The organism is Ectopseudomonas composti (assembly GCF_900115475.1).
Taxonomy (GTDB): Bacteria; Pseudomonadota; Gammaproteobacteria; order Pseudomonadales; family Pseudomonadaceae; genus Aquipseudomonas; species Aquipseudomonas composti.
Genome location: NZ_FOWP01000008.1, coordinates 1 through 18,768, shown reverse-complemented (window position 1 = coordinate 18,768; position 18,768 = coordinate 1). Strand labels below are relative to the sequence as shown.

Below are 18,768 nucleotides of genomic sequence, written 5' to 3'. Positions count from 1 at the left end.
CAGGAGCCGTACCATGCTTTTGATGATCGACAACTACGACTCCTTCACCTACAACGTCGTGCAGTACCTGGGTGAGCTGGGCGCCGATGTGCACGTGATTCGCAATGACGAACTGAGCATCGCCGAGATCGAAGCGCTCAAGCCCGAGCGCATCGTCGTCTCGCCGGGCCCCTGCACGCCGACCGAAGCGGGGGTGTCCATCGAGGCCATCCTGCATTTCGCCGGCAAGCTGCCGATCCTCGGTGTTTGCCTCGGCCACCAGAGCATCGGCCAGGCTTATGGCGGCAATGTGGTGCGTGCGCGCCAAGTGATGCACGGCAAGACCAGCCCGGTGTTCCACGAGGACAAGGGCGTGTTCGCTGGCCTCAACAACCCGCTCACCGTGACCCGCTATCATTCCCTGGTGGTCAAGCGTGAAACCCTGCCGGAGTGCCTGGAAATCACCGCCTGGACTCAGCATGAAGACGGCTCGGTCGACGAGATCATGGGCCTGCGCCACAAGACTTTGAATATCGAAGGCGTGCAGTTCCACCCCGAATCCATTCTCACCGAGCAGGGCCACGAACTGTTCGCCAACTTCCTCAAGCAGACCGGAGGCGTGCGCGCATGAATATCAAGGAAGCCCTCAACCGCATCGTCGCCCAGCTGGATCTGACCACCGAGGAAATGCAGGCGGTGATGCGCGAGATCATGACCGGTCAGCGCACCGATGCGCAGATCGGCGCCTTCCTCATGGGCATGCGCATGAAGAGCGAGACCATCGACGAGATCGTCGGTGCCGCCAGCGTCATGCGCGAGCTGGCTGCGCCGGTGGTGATCGACGCCGAGCGTCTGGTCGACACCTGCGGTACCGGTGGCGACGGCATGAACATCTTCAACGTCTCCACGGCGGCGGCCTTCGTCGTCGCGGCGGCTGGCGGCAAGGTGGCCAAGCATGGCAACCGTGCGGTCTCTGGCAAGAGCGGCAGCGCCGATCTGCTCGAGGCGGCCGGCGTCTACCTTGGGCTCAAGCCCGAGCAGGTGGCGCGCTGCGTCGAAAGCGTCGGGGTCGGCTTCATGTTCGCCCCGTCTCATCACGGCGCGATGAAGCATGCCATCGGCCCGCGCCGCGAGCTGGGCCTGCGCACCATCTTCAACATGCTCGGCCCGATGACCAACCCGGCAGGCGCCAAGCATCAGGTGATCGGCGTGTTCAGCCAGGCACTGTGCCGACCGATGGCCGAAGTGTTGCAGCGTCTGGGTAGCGAGCACGTGCTGGTGGTGCATGCGCAGGATGGCCTGGACGAGATCAGCCTGGCAGCCCCCACCTTCGTCGCCGAGCTCAAGGATGGCGTGGTCAGCGAATACCGCGTCCAGCCCGAGGATTTCGGCATCAAGAGCCAGAGCCTGATCGGCCTGACTGTCGACAATGCCGAGCAGTCGCTGGCACTGATCCGCGATGCGCTGGGCCGGCGCAAGACCGACAATGGCCAGAAGGCTGCCGACATGATCGTGCTCAATGCCGGGGCCGCGCTTTACGCTGCCGACCATGCCAGCAGCCTGCGCGAAGGCATCCAGCTGGCGCATGACGCTCTGCATACCGGCCTGGCGCGTGAGAAGCTGGAAGAGCTGGTGTCCTTTACCGCGGTATTCAAACAGGAGAACGAAGGGTGAGCGTACCAACCGTACTGGAGAAGATCGTCGCCCGTAAGTTCGAGGAAGTGGCGTCGCGTCGCGCCCAGGTCAGCCTGGCCGAGGTCGAAGCTGCCGTGCGCAGTGCCGACGCTCCGCGCGGCTTTGCCCGTGCGCTGCTGGAGCAGGCGGCGCGCAAGCAGCCGGCGGTGATCGCTGAGATCAAGAAAGCTTCGCCGAGCAAGGGCGTGCTGCGCGCTGACTTCGTGCCGGCCGATATCGCCCGCAGCTACGAGGTAGGTGGCGCCACTTGTCTGTCAGTGCTGACCGATATCGATTTCTTCCAGGGAGCCGACCAGTACCTGCAGCAGGCCCGTGCTGCCTGTGCGCTGCCGGTGATCCGCAAGGACTTCATGGTCGATCCGTACCAGATCGTCGAAGCGCGCGCACTGGGCGCCGACTGCGTGCTGCTGATTGTCTCCTGCCTGGATGACGTGCGCATGGCCGAGCTGGCCACGGTGGCCAAGGATGTCGGCCTCGACGTGTTGGTCGAGGTGCATGACGGCGCCGAGCTGGAGCGGGCGCTGAATACCCTGGATACACCACTGGTGGGGATCAACAACCGCAACCTGCATACCTTCGATGTCAGCCTGGAAACCACCCTCGACCTGCTGCCGCGTATTCCGCGTGATCGCCTGGTGGTGACCGAAAGCGGCATTCTCAATCGCGCCGATGTCGAGCTGATGGAGATCAACGAGGTCTACGCCTTCCTGGTCGGCGAAGCCTTCATGCGTGCGGAAAGTCCGGGCAGCGAATTGCAGCGTCTGTTCTTCCCCGAGCGCGGCCGGCCTGCAGTCATCGGCACCGACCCGGAATAACGCGCATGAAAAAGCCGGCAATCAAGCCGGCTTTTTTGTGTGGCGGATTCAGCGCGTGCCGAAGACCACCATGGTCTTGCCTTTGACGTGTACCAGGCCCTGCTCTTCCAGGGACTTGAGCACGCGGCCGACCATCTCGCGCGAGCAACCGACAATGCGACCGATTTCCTGGCGGGTGATCTTGATCTGCATGCCGTCCGGGTGGGTCATGGCGTCCGGCTGCTTGCACAGGTCGAGCAGGGTGCGTGCGACGCGGCCGGTGACATCGAGGAAGGCCAGATCGCCGACCTTGCGCGTGGTGTTGCGCAGGCGCTCGGCCATCTGGCTGCCCAGGGCGAAGAGGATGTCCGGGTCCTGCTGGGTGAGCTCGCGGAATTTGGTGTAGCTGATTTCCGCGACTTCGCACTCGGTCTTGGCGCGAACCCAGGCACTGCGTTCCTTCTCCGTGCCTTCCTTTTCGAACAGGCCCATCTCGCCAAAGAAGTCCCCGGCATTGAGATAGGCAATGATCATTTCACGGCCGTCGTCATCCTCGATGAGGATGGTGACCGAACCTTTGACGATGAAGAACAGAGTTTCGCAGCGATCGCCCGCATAGATGATGGTGCTCTTGGCGGTGTAGCGGCGGCGATGACAGTGCGCGAGGAGCTTATCTAAATTCTTGATTTTAGGTGTAAGGGTAATAGCAACCATGCCCGAGTCCCGAATATGAAAAAATGAAGGCCTTTGTCCAACGGCAATTTCTTATTTGTTATCCCGGCAAGTGTGCCAGCAATCCGACGCCAGCTTAACAGACACACTATATTCAGGGTTTTTTTTGCGACCTGAGTAGCATAACCAAGTGGAACTTTGGTGCTTGGCCCAGCCGTCGATCTGACAGGTGCCTGTGCTACTCTTCGCCCCTTTCCTTCTACGGAGCCTATATCGATGAAAGCGCGTGTGCAGTGGGCCGGTGACGCCTTATTTCTCGGCGAGTCCGGTAGTGGCCATGCTGTGGTGATGGACGGCCCGCCCGATGCCGGCGGCCGTAACCTCGGCATTCGGCCGATGGAGATGTTGTTGATCGGCCTCGGTGGCTGCAGCAACTTCGATGTGGTCAGCATTCTGCGCAAGGGCCGCCAGCCGGTAGAGAGCTGCGAGGTGTTCCTCGACGCCGAGCGCGCTGACGAGGAGCCCAAGGTGTTCACCAAGATTCACCTGCACTTCGTGGTCAAGGGGCGCGGGCTGAAAGAGGCCCAAGTGAAACGCGCAGTAGAGCTTTCGGCGGAGAAGTACTGCTCGGCCTCGATCATGCTGGGCCGTGCCGGTGTGGACATCAGCCACGATTACGAAATCGTCGAACTGGGCTGAATCGGTTCGCCGGAAATGACGAGGGCGCCAATGGCGCCCTCGTTCGTTTCAGATGCGGTAGGTGCTCTTGGTCATGACCTTCGACAGCAAGGTCATGCCGAACTTGACCGGCGCCGGGAAGCGCACGCCGCCGGCTGCCATGGCGCTATTGGCATGTTGTTGCTCGTCGACGCGCATCTGTTCGAGGATGGCGCGTGACTTGGCGTCGTGCTCGGGCAGTTGCTCCAGGTGCTCATCCAGGTGTTTGCATACCTGATCCTCGGTGGCGGCGACGAAGCCCAGGCTGACGCGATCACTCACCAGTCCGGCAACGGCGCCCACGCCGAAGGAAAGGCCGTAGAACAGCGGGTTCAGCACGCTCGGGTGGCTGCCCAGTTCGCGAATGCGCTGCTCGCACCAGGCCAGGTGGTCGATTTCTTCATCGGCCGCATGCTCCATGGCACTGCGCACTTGCGGCAGCTTGGCGGTCAGTGCCTGGCCTTGATAGAGCGCCTGGGCGCAGACTTCCCCGGTGTGATTGATACGCATCAGGCCGGCGACATGGCGCGACTCGTCGCTGCTCAGCTCGGTCTCGTTTTGCACGATGGCAGGCGAGGGGCGACCCGAAGCGCCACTAAATGGCAGCAGCGTACGCAGCGCGGCATCGGCTTGCAGCAGCAGGCGGTCGAGGGGGGAATACTGGCGTTCGCTGGCCATGAGGCACCTCCAGAGGAAACAACCTGGCTAGTTTACTGCAAAGTCGCCAGGTCGTCCGCGCTCAGGGCAGCTCGCGCAGTACGCGAAAGCCCAGGGCATAGTCGCGATGATGCGGCTGCTTGAGGTCGCGCATGCTGCTGCGCAGATAGACCGGGCCACTGTTCCAGGCGCCGCCGCGCACCGTACGTGGGCTGTTGTCGAGCAGGCCGGCGCTCTGCGTTTCGCTGCCGTCGAAGCGCTGGGTGAAGTTCGAAGCCGTCCACTCCCAGACATTGCCCGCCGTGTCGTGCAGGCCGAAGGCATTGGCCGGGAACTCACCGACGGCCGCCGTCTTGTTGCGCAACAGTCGTGGGCTGGCGCAACCGCGGCAGTGCGCGCGTGGCGCCTGCTCGCTGCTGTCGAGCTCGTCGCCCCACCAGTAATAGCTCTGACTGCCACCACGCGCGGCGTACTCCCACTCGGCCTCGGTCGGCAGGCGATAGCGGGCACCCGTCTCGCGCGACAGCCACTGGGTATAGGCCTGAGCCTCACGCCAGGAAACATGGATCACCGGGCGCTGCGCGGAAAGGCCCCAGCCTTCGTTATCGGGCATGGGCAGCTTGTTGGCATCGGCATACTTCTGCCAGTCGGCGAAGGTGACTTCGTAGCGGCCCATGGCGAAGGGCTGCGCGAAAACGATGGTGCGTTGCGGGCGCTCGTTGTCGTTGCCGCGACCGCTGGCATCGCCCAGGCGAAATTCGCCAGCCGGAATCACCACCATCTCGGGGCCTTGGCCGTCGCTGGGCAGCGGATCGCTGATGATCTCGATAGCCACTGCCGGTCGGTTCACCAGCAATACGCTGGCGGCGATGGCAATGGATGCTGTGACTGTGACGCGGCGCGCTTTCAGCACTTGCACGACGCGAGGCCTGCGGCGACGATCTGCGTGTTCAGATGGACCATGCTGTGAGCTCCGATTCTGCGAAATCGCGGATGGTAACCCTGCTTGCGCGGCTGGCCAAACTTCACAAGGAGCGGGTGTTGAAGAACGATATTCATGATCTTGGGCTGGTGCTGGATTCCAAGGTCAAGCTGGTGGTCATCGAGTCCTGGGACGAATTGCGCGTGCTGGAAACCCTGACCGGTCTGGCGGTCAAGCGCGGCCTCGGCCTGCATACCTGGTCGGTGACCGAGGGCTTGCAGCGCCTGGGCTTCGGCGGCGCACCGGTGGACGAGTCGCCGACCTTGGAGCCGGAGGCGGCGCTGCGAATGATCAAGGCCGATCCGCAGCCGAACCTTTACGTGATGTGCGACTTGCATCCCTACCTCGATGACAACCCCCGGCTGGTGCGTCTGCTCAAGGAAATCGCCATGAGCGAGGCAGCGCACAAGCCGACGCTGGTGCTGGTGTCGCATCTGCTCAGGCTGCCGGCTGAAGTGCAGCGTTTCGCCGCCCGTTTCAGTCTCGCGCTACCGTCGGAAGACGAACTGCTCGGCATCGTGCGTGACGAGGCGACGCGCTGGAGCGAAGGCAACCGTGGCGCACGGGTGCGTACCGACAACCGTACCCTGCAGCAGGTGGTGAAGAACCTGCGCGGTCTCAGCCATGCCGAGGCGCGGTCGCTGGCGCGCAACGTGATCTGCGATGACGGGGCGATCACCCAGGAAGACATCCCTGAGCTGAACAAGACCAAGTTCCAGCTGCTGGATCTGGAGGGTGTGCTCAGCTTCGAATACGACACGGCGCGCTTTGCCGAAGTCGGTGGGCTGGTCAATCTCAAGCGCTGGCTGGGCGAACGCCAGGCCGGTTTTCTCGAAGGCAAGTTGCTGGATGCGCCAAAGGGCGTGATGCTGGTGGGTGTGCAGGGCGGCGGCAAGAGCCTGGCCGCCAAGGCTGTGGCCGGACTCTGGGGCTTGCCGCTGCTGCGGCTGGATTTTGCCTGCCTGTACAACAAGTTCTTCGGCGAGACCGAGCGTAACCTGCGCGAGGCGCTGCGGCTTGCCGAGCAGATGGCGCCCTGCGTGCTGTGGATGGATGAGGTGGAAAAGGGCCTGGCCAGTGGCGACCACGACGGCGGCGTGAGTCAGCGCGTACTCGGTACCCTGCTGACCTGGATGGCCGAGCGCAAGGCACCGGTGTTCGTCGTGGCCACGGCCAACGCCATCGACCGCCTGCCGCCCGAGTTGGTGCGCAAAGGGCGTTTCGACGAGCTGTTCTTCGTCGATCTGCCCAGTGCCGAGGTACGTGCCGAGATCTTCCGTATCCACCTGCAGCGCCGCGAGCTGGAGCCGGCCAGTTTCGATCTGGCGCAACTGGCCGCGACCAGCGAGGGTTATTCCGGGGCCGAGATCGAACAGGCGGTGGTCAGCGCGCTGTACGCCGGTCAGGCGCAACAGCAGGCAGTCGATCAGTCGTTGCTGCTGCGCGCGCTGCAGGGTACGGCACCGCTGTCGGTGGTGATGGCGGAGCGTCTGGCAGCACTGCGGCAGTGGGCGGATGGGCGCACCGTCAACGCCGGCTGAGCCATGATCAGGCGCCGGTAAAGGGCCTGGTCAGGCGGCCGCTTAGCGTGCGCACCAGCCAGCGCGGCGCCAGGCGCGGGCTCAGGGCCAGCAGGCGGTTGCGCCATCCGGGGATGATTATGGCGCGGTTCTTTTCCAGTGCGCGAACGGTGATCAGCGCGACTTCCTCGGCGCTCATCATCAGCTTGCTGCCAGTCAGGCGGGTGACGTCCATTTGCGCCGCACGGAAGAAGGCGCTGTGCGTCGGTCCTGGGCAGAGTACTGACACACGCACGCCGCGGCTTTTCAGCTCCTCGCGCAACCCTTCGGAAAAGTGCAGCACATAGGCCTTGCTGGCGTAGTAGCTGCTCATCCAGGGGCCGGGCTGGAACGCAGCCACCGAGGCGACGTTGAGGATCTGTCCGCCGCCGTGCTCGACCATGCGTTGGCCGAGCGCGTGGCATAGGCGGGTCAGCGCCAGCACATTGACCTCGAGCTGCTCCTGCTCGCGGCTCCAGTCCTGTTCGAGGAAAGCGCCGGCACAGCCCAGGCCTGCGTTGTTCACCAGCAGGTCGACGTGCCACTGGTCTTCTTCCAGTTCCAGCAGCAGACCAGACAGTTGCAGTGGCTCGCTCAGGTCGCAGAGGCGAAACAGCACCTCGACGCCGAAGCGCTGCGCCAGTTCGCAGGCGATGCTTTCCAGGGCATCACGTCGACGTGCCACCAGGATCAGGTTGCGTCCCCGGCGTGCCAGGGCTTCGGCCAAGGCCAGGCCGATGCCGCTGGAGGCGCCGGTGATCAGTGCATAGCTGCGCATGGTCGGGGGATTACTGCTCCTGATACTCGCTGGCGCGATCGAGATAGCCCTGATATTGGGGAATGGCGATGGCGGCGACGATGCCGGTCACAGGCACCAGCAGGAACAACCAGGCCAGCACCTTGACGCCGGTGCTGTTCGGCGGCGGCGGTGGGCCGTAACGGTTGACTCCCTGGGTACCGGGAATGATCAGCATCAGCAGCGCAAAGACGGTGCCAATGACGGGAATGAAGTTGAGCAGCCATAGCCAGCCGGACCAGCCCATATCGTGCAGGCGCTGAACGCCGATGAACACACCGATGACGATCATGGCGATCACGCCGACGCCCATTATCAGGGTGCCCAGGACGCTGGACATGGCCGAGGCGCCGGCGAACAGTAACATCAGCGGCAGCATGCACAGCAGCATGGCCATGGTCCAGCCCAGGTAGCGCACGCGGCCGATCCGGCCGTTTACGCTGAACACCTTGAGTTCGGAGTATTGCGGCAACTGCTCGGCGACACTCGCTTGTGGTGGCGCATAGGGTGACGCCGCCGGCGCGGTTGCGGTCGGCACAGGAGCAGCCTCGGCCAGCTGTGCCTGACGTGCGAGGTATTTCTCGATGATGACGCCGCAGGCAGAACATTCGGCTGCCTTGGCTTGTTCATGGCCGCATTTCGGGCAGGTCATGTCTTGCGTAGCAGCCTGCTCGGCCTCCACGGTTTCGGCCTCGGTCGGCACCAGACTGAGATTGGCGGCTTGATCCAACTCCTTGCGCACGTTGGCGCCGGCCTTCTGCAGGGCATTGAGGTATTGATCCGCCTCGCTTTCGTCCAGGTCACGCTTGAGTGCTACCGGCGCTCCGCTGAATAGACTATCGATGCGAGCAAGGTCGCTCTTGAACAGGCGGGCGAGGTTTGACTTGACCGTTTCCAGCGAGGCCTCGGGCATCAGTTGGCCGTCGAACACTATCTTGTAGCGCGGTGGGTTCATGCGAGCTTCCTTGTCGGCGGGAAGGGGGAGTGAGCGTAGTGCCCGTTCAGCAGCAGGCGAGGCGTAAGCCTAGAGTGCCGTGAGGCCAATATACAAGCGGCCTGAAGCGTGCAGGCAGGCATTTTTCAGGCGTCGCTTATTGTGCTCCAGCGGCCGACCAGTTGGCCGCGGCGTAGTAGACGTATTTCGCTGAAATCACCCAGCAACCCTTCGCTGATCGCAGGGCGTAGAAATACCCAGTCCTGGTTGGTCAGTTGCGTGCCGCTGCTGCCCATCAGGCGCTCCTGGTTGGCGCTGCGGCCATACAGCTGGTCGTAGTCGAGCCCGGCCGGTGAAACGGGCTGCGCTGGCCAGCGACCGCCATAGAGGTAATAGGCGTTCTGCCGATTGGGGTTCCAGGCTTCGATCAGCGGCTGCAGCGATTGCAGGTAGGGCAGGGTGCCCTTGACGGCCTTGAGTACTGGACTGGCGATCCACAGCGCGGGTTGATGCGCCTGCAGCAGCGCTGTGTCGAATTCCGCCGGCTTGAGCAGGGCTGAGCCAACGGCGACTTCATTGAGCGCACTCTGCTGCTGGCTGTGCAGTGCATAGGTCAGGCTGCCGCCGCCGTTGAGCAGTGCTTGCTTCGGCCATAGTTCGCTGAATGCCTGCGCGCCGGCGATGAACTGTTGATAGCGTGCATCGGCGTCGTTGAATGCCTGGAACTGGCCTTGCCAGGGTGGATTACGAGCGACATGCGCGTCATATCCCATCAGTCCCTGCAACTGCAGGGCCGGCAACTGGCCAAGCTGCTGCAGTGCCTGAGCCAGCGCCTGTGGCGTGGCGAAGCCACCGCGCTCGAGACCGATGTTGATTTCCAGTGCAATGCGTAGCGGGCGACCCAGAGCCTTGGCCAGTTCCGTGTACTGCATCAGGCGCTGCTGGCTGTCGATAAGCCAGGTCACCTGGCGGTCGGGGTCGAAGTCCAGGTGCTGCGGAAGATGTCGATAGAAATTCAGCGCTGCGGCGACCGGCATGGGTTTGCCGAGCAACAGATCGGCCTGGGGAAAGTTTCGCGCCAGGCGATCCAATTGCGGTTGGTGAAAAACCATGAAACGCTGGGTGTGCAGACGCTTGGCCAGGTACTCCAGCAGGCCGGTGCTGGCCAGCGATTTGGCGACCAGGCGCAGTTGCAGGCGGCCGGCGAGCCGAGCTGCTAGCAGATCGGCATTGGCGTCGAGTCGGTCGAGGTCGAGCAGCAGGGTCGGCACGCCCTCGCTGTCGCGTTGCAGCTGCTGGTTGAGCTCGGCGAAGTAGGCGTCATGCGTCTGACCACGCTCGGCCGGGCGCAACGCCCAGCCGCCAAGCAGTCCAAGCGCGCCCAACCCTAGCAGGTGGCGACGCTTCATCGTGGCCAGCGCTGCCCCAGTTGTTGGCTGCGTGCCAAGGCAGCGCGGTATTCGCGGTCGAGTCGTGCTACCAGCTCCTGCACCGAAGGCAGGTCGTCGATGCCGCCAACCCCCTGGCCGGCCGACCACACGGTCTTCCAGGCTTTGGCTTCGTCGTCCACCGGCTTGAGTTTCTCGCCGTAGTTGATATCGCCCTTGTTCTGCAGCTGTTTCAGGTCGTAGCCGGCCTGTTCCAGGCTCTGGCGCATGAAGCTCGCGGGAACACCGGACACGGCAGGCGTGTGGATGATGTCGGCGGCCTGGGCAGCGAGAATCATCGCCTTGTAGTCGGCCGATGCGTTGTTCTCGGCGGTGGCGATGAAGCGTGTGCCCATGTAGGCCAGGTCGGCGCCGAGCAGCTGCGCGGCAAGCATTTCGTGGCCGTGGTTGAGGCAGCCGGACAACAGTACGGTCTTGTCGAAGAATTGACGAATCTCCGCCAGCAACGCGAAGGGGCTCCAGGTGCCGGCATGGCCACCAGCACCGGCCGCCACGGCAATCAGACCGTCCACGCCTGCTTCGGCGGCTTTTTCAGCATGACGGCGAGTGGTCACGTCATGGAATACCAGGCCGCCGTAGCTGTGCACCGCATCGACCACTTCCTTCACCGCGCCCAGGCTGGTGATGACGATGGGCACGCGGCGTTCGACGCAGATGGCCAGGTCTGCCTGTAGGCGTGGGTTGCTGTGGTGAACGATCAGATTGACGGCGTAGGGCGCCGCGTCGCTCGCGAGGCTGGCCTCGATCTCGTCGAGCCAGGCAGCGAAGCCGGCACTTTCTCGCTGGTTCAAGGCCGGAAAACTGCCGACGATACCGCTGTTGCAGCAGGCGCTGACCAGCGCCGGGTTGGACACCAGAAACATCGGTGCGGCCACCAGAGGCAGGCGCAGGCGTTGTTCGAGCAGGGCGGGCAGAGACATGGCGAACTCCTCAGAAGGGGCGGACGACAACCAGGATGACGATGCCCAGCAGTGCCAGCACCGGCGCTTCATTGAACCAACGATAGAACACGTGACTGCGGCTGTTCTCGCCGCGGGCAAAGCGCTTGAGCTGAGCGCCGCACAGGTGGTGATAGATCACCAGCGCCACCACCAGCGTGAGCTTGGCGTGCATCCAGCCTTGGCTGAAGTAGTATGCCGAATTGAGGCTGAGCAACCAGATACCTAGGCCCAGCGTGGCGATCATCGATGGGATCATGATGCCGCGATACAGCTTGCGCTCCATGATGCAGAAACGTTCATGACTGGCGGCGTCATTGCTCATGGCGTGATAGACGAACAGGCGCGGCAGGTAGAACAGGCCGGCGAACCAGCAGACCATGGCGATGATGTGCAGAGCCTTGAGCCAGAGATAGAGCATTTTCGCTTCTCACGCTGAAAAATGGCCTCGATAGTAGAGGCTGCTGACGGCCTGCGTCACCTCCGTGGTTGGAGCTTGGCCGATGCGGCTTTATCATCGGCAGCTTTCCAATGGCTTTTGCAAAGGGGCATGTGATGATCAAGGTCGGTATCGTCGGCGGCACGGGCTACACCGGTGTCGAACTGCTGCGTCTGCTGGCGCAACACCCGCAGGCAGAGGTGACCGTGATCACTTCCCGTTCCGAGGCCGGCCTGCGCGTCGATGAGATGTACCCCAATCTGCGCGGCCACTATCCGGATCTCGCGTTCAGCGTCCCGGATGTCGCCACCCTGGGGGCCTGCGACGTGGTGTTTTTCGCCACTCCGCACGGCGTGGCCCATGCCCTGGCCGGCGAGCTGCTGGCTGCGGGTACTCGGGTGATCGACCTGTCCGCCGACTTCCGCTTGCAGGACGCCGAAGAGTGGGCCAAGTGGTACGGCCAGCCGCACGGCGCGCCCGAGCTGCTGAGCGAGGCGGTGTACGGCCTGCCCGAGGTCAACCGCGAGGCCATCAAGACGGCGCGCCTGATTGCCGTGCCTGGCTGCTATCCGACCGCCACTCAACTGGGGCTGATCCCGCTGCTCGAGGCTGGTCTGGCGGATGCTGGTAGTCTGATCGCCGACTGCAAGAGCGGTGTCAGCGGCGCCGGCCGTGGTGCCAGTGTTGGCTCGCTGTTCTGTGAGGCCGGCGAGAGCATGAAGGCATACTCGGTCAAGGGGCATCGCCACCTCCCGGAAATTCGCCAGGGGCTGCGTCAGGCGGCAGGCAGCGACGTCGGCTTGACCTTCGTTCCCCACCTGACGCCGATGATTCGTGGCATTCACGCGACCCTCTATGCGCGCGTGGCCGATACCTCGGTCGATCTGCAGGCGCTGTTCGAGAAGCGCTACGCTGGCGAGCCCTTCGTCGACGTGATGCCGGCCGGCAGCCACCCGGAAACCCGTAGTGTGCGCGGAGGCAACGTGTGCCGCATCGCCGTGCACCGTCCGCAAGGCGGCGACCTGGTGGTGGTGCTGTCGGTGATCGACAACCTGGTCAAAGGGGCTTCCGGCCAGGCAGTACAGAACATGAACATTCTCTTCGGCCTCGACGAACACCTCGGTCTGTCGCACGCGGCCCTGCTGCCGTGACAGCGGGCTGGGAGGTCCGCCTCAGCGATCCGCGTCGTGAACGCAGGCGTCGCTGCTGGTTGCTGCTGCTGGTTCTGTGCATCCCGGCGGCCTTTGCTCTGGGTTGGTACTGGCCGCTGGAACAGGTACAGCCACAGCAGGCGCCCGAGGAGACACACGCGCTACTGACCCGCCTCGCCGAACAGGAGCAGGAGCTGGAGCTGCTGCGTCAGCGCCTGGCTGTTGTCGGCAGTAGCGACAAGGTCACTCAGCAGGCCATGGAGCAGAATCGGCGGACGATCAAGCTGCTGGAGGAGCAGATCTTCAAGCAGCAGCAGGACCTGGCCTTCTACAAAGGCGTGCTGGCGCCTGCCAGCCGTCGTGAGGGTCTGCGTATCCGAGCCTTTGAGTTACAAGCCACGGACACACCGCAGCGCTTTCGCTACAAGCTGCTGATGAGCCGGGTCGGTGCCAGTGACGAGGCATTGCAGGGGCGTTTACGTATTACTGTAGAGGGGCAGCAGAACGGCAAACCGGCCACCTTGGAGCTGGCGGCGCTGTCAGACGAAGTGAGCGAGAGCAGCATCGTGTTCTCCTTCAAGCATTTTCAGTCGTTCCCCGAAGCCGGTCGCTTCGGCGAGCTGCAGCTGCCTGAGGGCTTCGAGCCGCTTCAGGTCAAGGTTCAGGCGGAGGTCGAAGGCGACAAGCCGCTTAGCCGTACATTCGAATGGATAAAATCAGGAGCGATAGCCACCCATGTGGAGTAAAGACAAGACCAAACCCGACCTGCAGCGCTTCAGCGGCAAGACCAGCCTGATCGCCGCTGGTGCCGAACTGGTCGGCGACATGCGCTTTCAGGGCGCCGTGCAGGTGGATGGTCGGGTCACCGGCAATCTGCTGGCCAGCGAGGGATTGGTGCGCGTCAGCGTCGGTGGCCTGGTTGAAGGTGAGATAAGGGCACCCCATATCGTGATCGACGGAGAGGTGAACGGCGATGTGTTCGCCAGCGGTCATCTTGAGTTGGGTTCACGCTCAAGAGTGCGTGGCAACCTGCATTACGGCCTGATGGAAATGGCCATGGGGGCGCAGATCGAAGGGCGTCTCTGTCACATCAAGGAAGGCGAACGGCCACTCGAGCTACCGGCAGCGCTGGAAGTCGAGCAATAGTTGACCAATTTTGTAGGGCAAGCGGATAATGCGCGCCCAGCAGGCTGTTTTTAACGACGGCCAGGCAACGCAGGCAGTTTTCAAGAGCCTGCTAACGCAGTGTGGCGCATGGCGCCAGGAGTTATAGCATGAGCGTCGAAACCTTCACCCCTGCCTCCTTGCACTTCACCCAGGGCGCGGCCAGCAAGGTGAAGAATCTGGTCGATGAAGAAGGCAATCCGCGCCTGAAACTGCGCGTGTTCGTCACGGGTGGCGGTTGCTCGGGCTTTCAGTACGGCTTCACTTTCGATGAGGATGTGGCCGAAGACGACACCATCGTCGAGCGTGAGGGTGTGAGCCTGGTGGTCGATGCCATGAGCTTCCAGTATCTGGCGGGCTCCGAGGTCGACTATCAGGAAGGGCTGGAAGGTTCGCGCTTCGTGATCAAGAATCCCAACGCCACCACTACCTGTGGTTGTGGGTCGTCCTTCTCGATCTGAAGCCTTCGCCTGATGACAGACGCCGCGCACGATGCGCGGCGTTTTCGTTTGTGCGCTGCGCTTCAGGCTGGATAGATGGCGCCGAGAACGCGCAGACCTCTGGCGCCCGTCACGCTCGGGCGGTTGCCAGGTATACCTTCCAGCGCGCAATGGGCCAGCCAGGCGAATGCCATGGCTTCGACCCAGTCCGGATCTACACCTTCGACCGCGGTGCTGCTCACCCTGGTGCCGCTCAGCATTTCGCCCAGGCGCTTCATCAGGCAAGCGTTATGGGCACCGCCGCCGCATACCAGCAGAGCGTCTGTGTGAGCTTGCGCGTTGTGCAAGGCGCCGACGATGCTGCGGGCGGTGAGTTCTACCAGAGTGGCCTGGACATCCTCGCTGGCCAGAGCGGGAAGGGCTTGCAGGTGGCCGAGCAACCATTCGAGGTTGAACAGTTCGCGCCCCGTGCTTTTCGGGCCCTGAGTCGCGAAGAAAGGGTCGCTCAGCAGTCGCGTCAGCAGCTCGGGTTGTACCTTGCCGCTGGCCGCCCAGGCACCATCACGGTCATAGGTCAGACCCTGGCAATGCTGAATCCAGGCATCGAGCAAAACGTTGCCCGGGCCGCTGTCGAATCCCAGAACGTCCTGTCCAGGTGACAGCAGGCTGAGATTGCTGAAACCACCGACATTCAGCACGGCGACCTGGCGCTGGCTGCTGCCGAACAGATCCTGGTGGAAAGCAGGCACCAGAGGGGCTCCTTGACCGCCGGCAGCCACATCACGACGACGAAAATCGCCGACCACGCAAATGCCGGTGAGCTCGGCCAGTAGCGCCGGGTTGCCGATCTGAATGGTGAAGCCACGTGCGGGTTCATGGCGCACGGTCTGGCCGTGGCTGCCAATGGCGCGAATTTGTTGTGCGGTCAGATTCTGTTGCTGCAATAGCTCGTTGATAGCAGCTGCGGCCAGTTCGACCCAGTGCTGTTCTGCAACCGCAGCTCGAGCCAGCTCGTCATCACCAGAGGCGCACAATGCCAGCAGCTCGCTACGCAGCTGTTCTGGCATGGGTCGGTAAAGTGTGGCGATGAGTCTGGGGCGCTGATCCTGATCGATCAGCGCGATGTCCAGTCCGTCCAGGCTGGTACCGGACATCACCCCAATATAGAGAGGCACGACTTACTGCTGGTTGGCGGCCAGCATGGTGGCCTTTTCCTGGTCCATGCGTGCCATCAGCGGTTTGCTCAGTTGCATGAAGCGCTGTTTCTCGTTCGCTGCAATCGGATCGGCCATCGGCAGTTTCTGGCTGAGCGGATCGACGTGGACGCCATTGACCTGGAACTCATAGTGCAGGTGAGGTCCGGTAGACAGGCCAGTGGTGCCGATATAACCGATGATTTGGCCCTGCTTGACGTTGGTGCCGTTGCGAACGCCTTTGGCAAAACCCTGCATGTGCGCGTAAAGGGTGCGATAGCGCTGGCCGTGCTGGATTATCACGGTATTGCCGTAACCACCGTTGCGGCCTGCAAGCGTTACGCGACCGTCACCGGCAGCCTTGATCGGCGTGCCTCGTGGCGCTGCATAGTCGACGCCCTTGTGTGCGCGGATCTTGTTCAGGATGGGATGTTTGCGGCCATTGGAGAAGCGCGAGCTGATACGAGCGAAGTCCACCGGAGTACGGATGAACGCCTTGCGCATGCTTTCACCATTGGCGTTGTAGTAGCTGGTGGTGCCTTGCTTGCTGGTGTAACGCACGGCGGTATAGGTCTTGCCGCGGTTGGTGAAGCGTGCCGAGAGAATATTGCCAGTACCGATACGTTTGCCGTTTACCACCTTCTCTTCATAGATCACTTCGAACTCGTCGCCTTCGCGAATATCCATGGCGAAGTCGATGTCGTAGCCGAATACGTTGGCCAGGTCCATGGTCAGGTTATGCGACAGGCCTGCACGCTTGGCAGAGAGAAATAGCGAGCTGTTGATCACGCCACGGCTGTAAGCGGTTACCACTTCCGGCTTGACCTGATCGCGCTGGAAATCGAAGCCCTTGTCGGTGCGGCTGAGGCGGATGGTTTCCAGATCACTGAGTTTGCTCTGCAGGCTCTTCAGCTTACCGTCTTCGTTCAGTTCGAAATCCAGCACCTGGCCCACTTTGAGGCGACTGAACTGCTTGGCGTCTTTGCTGCTATTGAGTGCCTCATGCAGGTCGTTGGCGTTCAGGCCGACTTTGGCGAAGACGGTAGAAAGCGTGTCGCCGTTACTGACCGTGACGTTGTGGTGGTTGGGATCGGAGGGAGGAGTCGTATCGGCTGTTTCTAGGATATTTTCATCAGCGTCTTCTGCGCTGTTCTCGGCGGTGTCCGTGCTTTGCTCGACCGTGGCGAAAGGCGAGGCGGCGCCAGGCACTGGCAATCCCGCTCGGAGGTCGTCTTTCTCTTGCAGCACCTGCTCGGTATCGTTGCCGAGATCCAGGTCGAGAAAGGTTTTCTGCGCTTCGACTTCGCGTGTCGGAAACACCAGAAGGGCAAGGCTGAGCAGCGCGGCCACGCCGCTCGCTGCAAGAATATGGGTCTTCGGATAGAGTGGCGGCGCTTTAGATGTAGAGGTCATAGGGCTGCTTTTTGAAGTGAAAAGATGAAGATTAAAAGAAGAGCATGATGAATATGCACTAACTGTATAAAATATAACCAAAACCGCCCGGAGGCAACCCTGCAGTCGATGATCGGAGCTGGGTCTGCCTTGCGCTGAGCAAAACTTGTGATTTGTCAGCGTTCTTGTATGGTTGGTTCCCTTTTTGAATGCGGTCATTGTGAGTCATTTTATGAAGTCGGTTGAAGAGCAGCTGGCGCTGATCAAGCGCGGTGCGGAAGAGGTTCTGGTTGAGGCTGAGCTGATCGAAAAGCTCAAGCGTGGTCAGCCGCTGCGGATCAAGGCGGGTTTCGATCCTACTGCGCCGGATCTGCATCTCGGTCACACCGTCCTTATTAATAAGCTGCGCCAGTTCCAGGAGCTCGGCCATCAGGTGGTCTTCCTCATTGGCGACTTCACCGGAATGATTGGCGACCCCAGCGGCAAGAGCGCCACACGTCCGCCGCTGACCCGTGAGCAGGTACTGGATAACGCCGAGACCTATAAACAGCAGGTCTTCAAGATTCTTGATCCGGCCAAGACCGAAGTCGCCTTCAACTCCACCTGGATGGATCAGCTCAAGCCGGCTGACTTCATTCGCCTGGCTTCGCAGTACACCGTGGCGCGGATGCTTGAGCGCGATGACTTCGACAAGCGTTACACCGGCAATCAGCCGATCGCCATTCATGAGTTCCTCTACCCGCTGGTCCAGGGCTATGACTCCGTGGCGCTCAAGGCGGACGTCGAACTAGGCGGTACTGATCAGAAGTTCAACCTGCTGATGGGCCGCGAGTTACAACGTGCCTATGGCCAGGAATCGCAGTGCATCGTCACCATGCCGTTGCTTGAAGGCTTGGACGGTGTGAAGAAGATGTCCAAGTCGCTGGGCAACTACGTGGGTATCCAGGAGGCGCCGGGCGTGATGTACAACAAGCTCGTCTCCATGCCTGATGCCTTGATGTGGCGCTACTTCGAGCTGCTCAGCTTCCGCTCCATGGAAGAGATCGAACAGTTCAAGCGCGACGTCGAGCAGGGTGCGAATCCGCGTGACATCAAGATCAAGCTGGCTGAAGAGCTCGTTGCGCGTTTCCACGGTGAAGAGGCCGCTGCCAATGCACACCGCTCGGCAGGTAATCGCATGAAGGATGGCGAGCTGCCGGAAGACCTGCCGGAGGTCGAACTGGTTTCGGCTGAAGATATGCCGATCTCTTCTGTTCTTAATAAGGCAGGCTTGGTGAAGAATGCTGCCGTTGCTCGCGACCTGCTGGGCTCGGGCGGCGTGCGCGTTGATGGCGAAGCGGTTGATCGTGCTTTCATGTTCAAGGTGGGTGCGACCCATATCTGCCAGGCAGGCAAGAAGGCTTTTGCGCGCGTTACCCTCAAAGCCGAGTAACAAAACTGCAAAATAAGCTTGACGCGCATTCTGCTGGCGGTAGAATGCGCGCCAATTCAGCGATGAAGCGCTTCAAAAACTGCTTGTTAATCAATAAGTTAAGTTAAATGAAGAGCTTGCAAAACTGGATCTGGCGTGTAGAATGCGCGTCGGTCGATAGGGTGGTGGTTTGATCCTGTTGGTGGTTCGGTCGAATGGATCGAAAGCGGTAGAAAAGAGGTGGTTGACAGCGGTTTTGAACGCTGTAGAATGCGCCTCCCGCTGGAGAGAAGAAGTTCTGATCGAAGGCGCAAGTGGTTGAGTAGAAAGAAGTTTCTCCGGAAACAAATTCGAAAAACAGCTTGACAGATAGAAAGGCTGCTGTAGAATGCGCGGCCTTGGTTGAG

Annotated in this window: 21 protein-coding genes; 10 read left to right on the top strand and 11 right to left on the bottom strand. The window is 61.8% G+C overall.

Annotation, left to right across the window (positions count from 1 at the left end):
- The first annotated feature begins 13 nt into the window (after positions 1-13).
- Genes BM059_RS15465 through trpC form a run of 3 tightly spaced genes read left to right on the top strand, consistent with a single transcriptional unit; the run spans position 14 to position 2,489 of the window.
- Positions 14-610, top strand: coding sequence for an aminodeoxychorismate/anthranilate synthase component II (locus BM059_RS15465; RefSeq protein WP_074939752.1), 597 nt, complete (start codon positions 14-16; stop codon positions 608-610).
- Entirely contained in the window at positions 607-1,653 is a 1,047-nt protein-coding gene (gene trpD, locus BM059_RS15460; protein WP_074939749.1) for an anthranilate phosphoribosyltransferase, read from the top strand. The genes BM059_RS15465 and trpD overlap by 4 nt, the downstream gene beginning before the upstream one ends.
- On the top strand, positions 1,650-2,489 hold the full coding sequence (gene trpC, locus BM059_RS15455) for an indole-3-glycerol phosphate synthase TrpC (protein WP_074939748.1): 840 nt from the start codon (positions 1,650-1,652) through the stop codon (positions 2,487-2,489). The genes trpD and trpC overlap by 4 nt, the downstream gene beginning before the upstream one ends.
- 48 nt (positions 2,490-2,537) lie before the next feature.
- Here the strand turns inward: trpC and crp are convergent, their stop codons facing one another.
- Positions 2,538-3,182 carry a cAMP-activated global transcriptional regulator CRP gene (crp, locus tag BM059_RS15450; RefSeq protein WP_037000119.1) on the bottom strand — a complete coding sequence of 215 codons (645 nt, stop codon included), beginning with the start codon at positions 3,180-3,182 and terminating at the stop codon, positions 2,538-2,540.
- 234 nt (positions 3,183-3,416) lie between these two features.
- Between crp and BM059_RS15445 the strand changes: the two genes are divergently transcribed.
- Positions 3,417-3,839: an OsmC family protein gene (locus tag BM059_RS15445; RefSeq protein WP_037000117.1), complete on the top strand. Its 423-nt coding sequence runs from the start codon at positions 3,417-3,419 to the stop codon at positions 3,837-3,839.
- A 48-nt stretch (positions 3,840-3,887) separates the two neighbouring features.
- Here BM059_RS15445 and coq7 read toward each other — a convergent pair whose 3' ends face one another.
- Both coq7 and BM059_RS15435 read right to left on the bottom strand, forming a co-directional pair.
- Positions 3,888-4,535, bottom strand: coding sequence for a 2-polyprenyl-3-methyl-6-methoxy-1,4-benzoquinone monooxygenase (coq7, locus tag BM059_RS15440; RefSeq protein WP_074939745.1), 648 nt, complete (start codon positions 4,533-4,535; stop codon positions 3,888-3,890).
- Positions 4,536-4,596: 61 nt separating this feature from the next.
- The gene (locus tag BM059_RS15435; protein ID WP_074939742.1) at positions 4,597-5,433 is read right to left on the bottom strand and encodes a formylglycine-generating enzyme family protein; all 837 of its coding nucleotides are present in this window, start codon (positions 5,431-5,433) and stop codon (positions 4,597-4,599) included.
- Positions 5,434-5,555: 122 nt separating this feature from the next.
- Here BM059_RS15435 and BM059_RS15430 point away from each other — a divergent pair, with 122 nt between their 5' ends.
- Positions 5,556-7,037, top strand: coding sequence for an AAA family ATPase (locus BM059_RS15430; RefSeq protein WP_139220748.1), 1,482 nt, complete (start codon positions 5,556-5,558; stop codon positions 7,035-7,037).
- Between the two features lie 7 nt (positions 7,038-7,044).
- On the opposite strand, the gene BM059_RS15425 is transcribed toward BM059_RS15430, so the two are convergent.
- The 5 genes from BM059_RS15425 to hemJ form a co-directional block, all read right to left on the bottom strand.
- Positions 7,045-7,833 (bottom strand): SDR family NAD(P)-dependent oxidoreductase, encoded by a 789-nt coding sequence (locus BM059_RS15425; RefSeq protein ID WP_074939737.1) that lies wholly within the window; start codon positions 7,831-7,833, stop codon positions 7,045-7,047.
- Between the two features lie 10 nt (positions 7,834-7,843).
- The gene (locus BM059_RS15420; RefSeq protein ID WP_074939735.1) at positions 7,844-8,806 is read right to left on the bottom strand and encodes a DUF805 domain-containing protein; all 963 of its coding nucleotides are present in this window, start codon (positions 8,804-8,806) and stop codon (positions 7,844-7,846) included.
- 125 nt (positions 8,807-8,931) lie between these two features.
- Positions 8,932-10,194, bottom strand: a complete 1,263-nt coding sequence (locus BM059_RS15415) for an alanine racemase (protein ID WP_074939732.1) — start codon at positions 10,192-10,194, stop codon at positions 8,932-8,934.
- Complete coding sequence (locus tag BM059_RS15410; protein ID WP_074939724.1) at positions 10,191-11,153, bottom strand: NAD(P)H-dependent flavin oxidoreductase; 963 nt, start codon at positions 11,151-11,153, stop codon at positions 10,191-10,193. Before BM059_RS15410 ends, BM059_RS15415 begins: the two co-directional genes overlap by 4 nt.
- A 10-nt stretch (positions 11,154-11,163) precedes the next feature.
- Positions 11,164-11,592 carry a protoporphyrinogen oxidase HemJ gene (hemJ, locus tag BM059_RS15405; RefSeq protein WP_074939721.1) on the bottom strand — a complete coding sequence of 143 codons (429 nt, stop codon included), beginning with the start codon at positions 11,590-11,592 and terminating at the stop codon, positions 11,164-11,166.
- A gap of 134 nt (positions 11,593-11,726) precedes the next feature.
- On the opposite strand from hemJ, the gene argC reads away from it, so the two are divergent.
- The 4 genes from argC to erpA all read left to right on the top strand — a co-directional run bounded on the left by argC (position 11,727) and on the right by erpA (position 14,386).
- A complete protein-coding gene (gene argC / locus BM059_RS15400; RefSeq protein WP_074939718.1) occupies positions 11,727-12,761 on the top strand; it encodes an N-acetyl-gamma-glutamyl-phosphate reductase in 1,035 nt (344 codons plus the stop codon).
- A gap of 59 nt (positions 12,762-12,820) precedes the next feature.
- A complete protein-coding gene (locus tag BM059_RS15395) occupies positions 12,821-13,507 on the top strand; it encodes a DUF6776 family protein (RefSeq protein ID WP_074939715.1) in 687 nt (228 codons plus the stop codon).
- Positions 13,497-13,907: a bactofilin family protein gene (locus tag BM059_RS15390; RefSeq protein WP_074939712.1), complete on the top strand. Its 411-nt coding sequence runs from the start codon at positions 13,497-13,499 to the stop codon at positions 13,905-13,907. Before BM059_RS15395 ends, BM059_RS15390 begins: the two co-directional genes overlap by 11 nt.
- 128 nt (positions 13,908-14,035) lie before the next feature.
- The gene (gene erpA, locus BM059_RS15385; protein WP_037000101.1) at positions 14,036-14,386 is read left to right on the top strand and encodes an iron-sulfur cluster insertion protein ErpA; all 351 of its coding nucleotides are present in this window, start codon (positions 14,036-14,038) and stop codon (positions 14,384-14,386) included.
- A gap of 62 nt (positions 14,387-14,448) precedes the next feature.
- Here erpA and BM059_RS15380 read toward each other — a convergent pair whose 3' ends face one another.
- Positions 14,449-15,540: an anhydro-N-acetylmuramic acid kinase gene (locus tag BM059_RS15380; RefSeq protein ID WP_074939708.1), complete on the bottom strand. Its 1,092-nt coding sequence runs from the start codon at positions 15,538-15,540 to the stop codon at positions 14,449-14,451.
- Positions 15,541-15,543: 3 nt separating this feature from the next.
- A complete protein-coding gene (locus BM059_RS15375) occupies positions 15,544-16,971 on the bottom strand; it encodes a peptidoglycan DD-metalloendopeptidase family protein (protein ID WP_074939706.1) in 1,428 nt (475 codons plus the stop codon).
- Positions 16,972-17,182: 211 nt separating this feature from the next.
- Here BM059_RS15375 and tyrS point away from each other — a divergent pair, with 211 nt between their 5' ends.
- Positions 17,183-18,382 (top strand): tyrosine--tRNA ligase, encoded by a 1,200-nt coding sequence (gene tyrS / locus BM059_RS15370; protein WP_037000096.1) that lies wholly within the window; start codon positions 17,183-17,185, stop codon positions 18,380-18,382.
- Positions 18,383-18,485: 103 nt separating this feature from the next.
- On the opposite strand, the gene BM059_RS25515 is transcribed toward tyrS, so the two are convergent.
- A partial coding sequence (locus BM059_RS25515) for a hypothetical protein (protein WP_208606109.1) occupies positions 18,486-18,768 on the bottom strand: 283 nt, incomplete at its 5' end.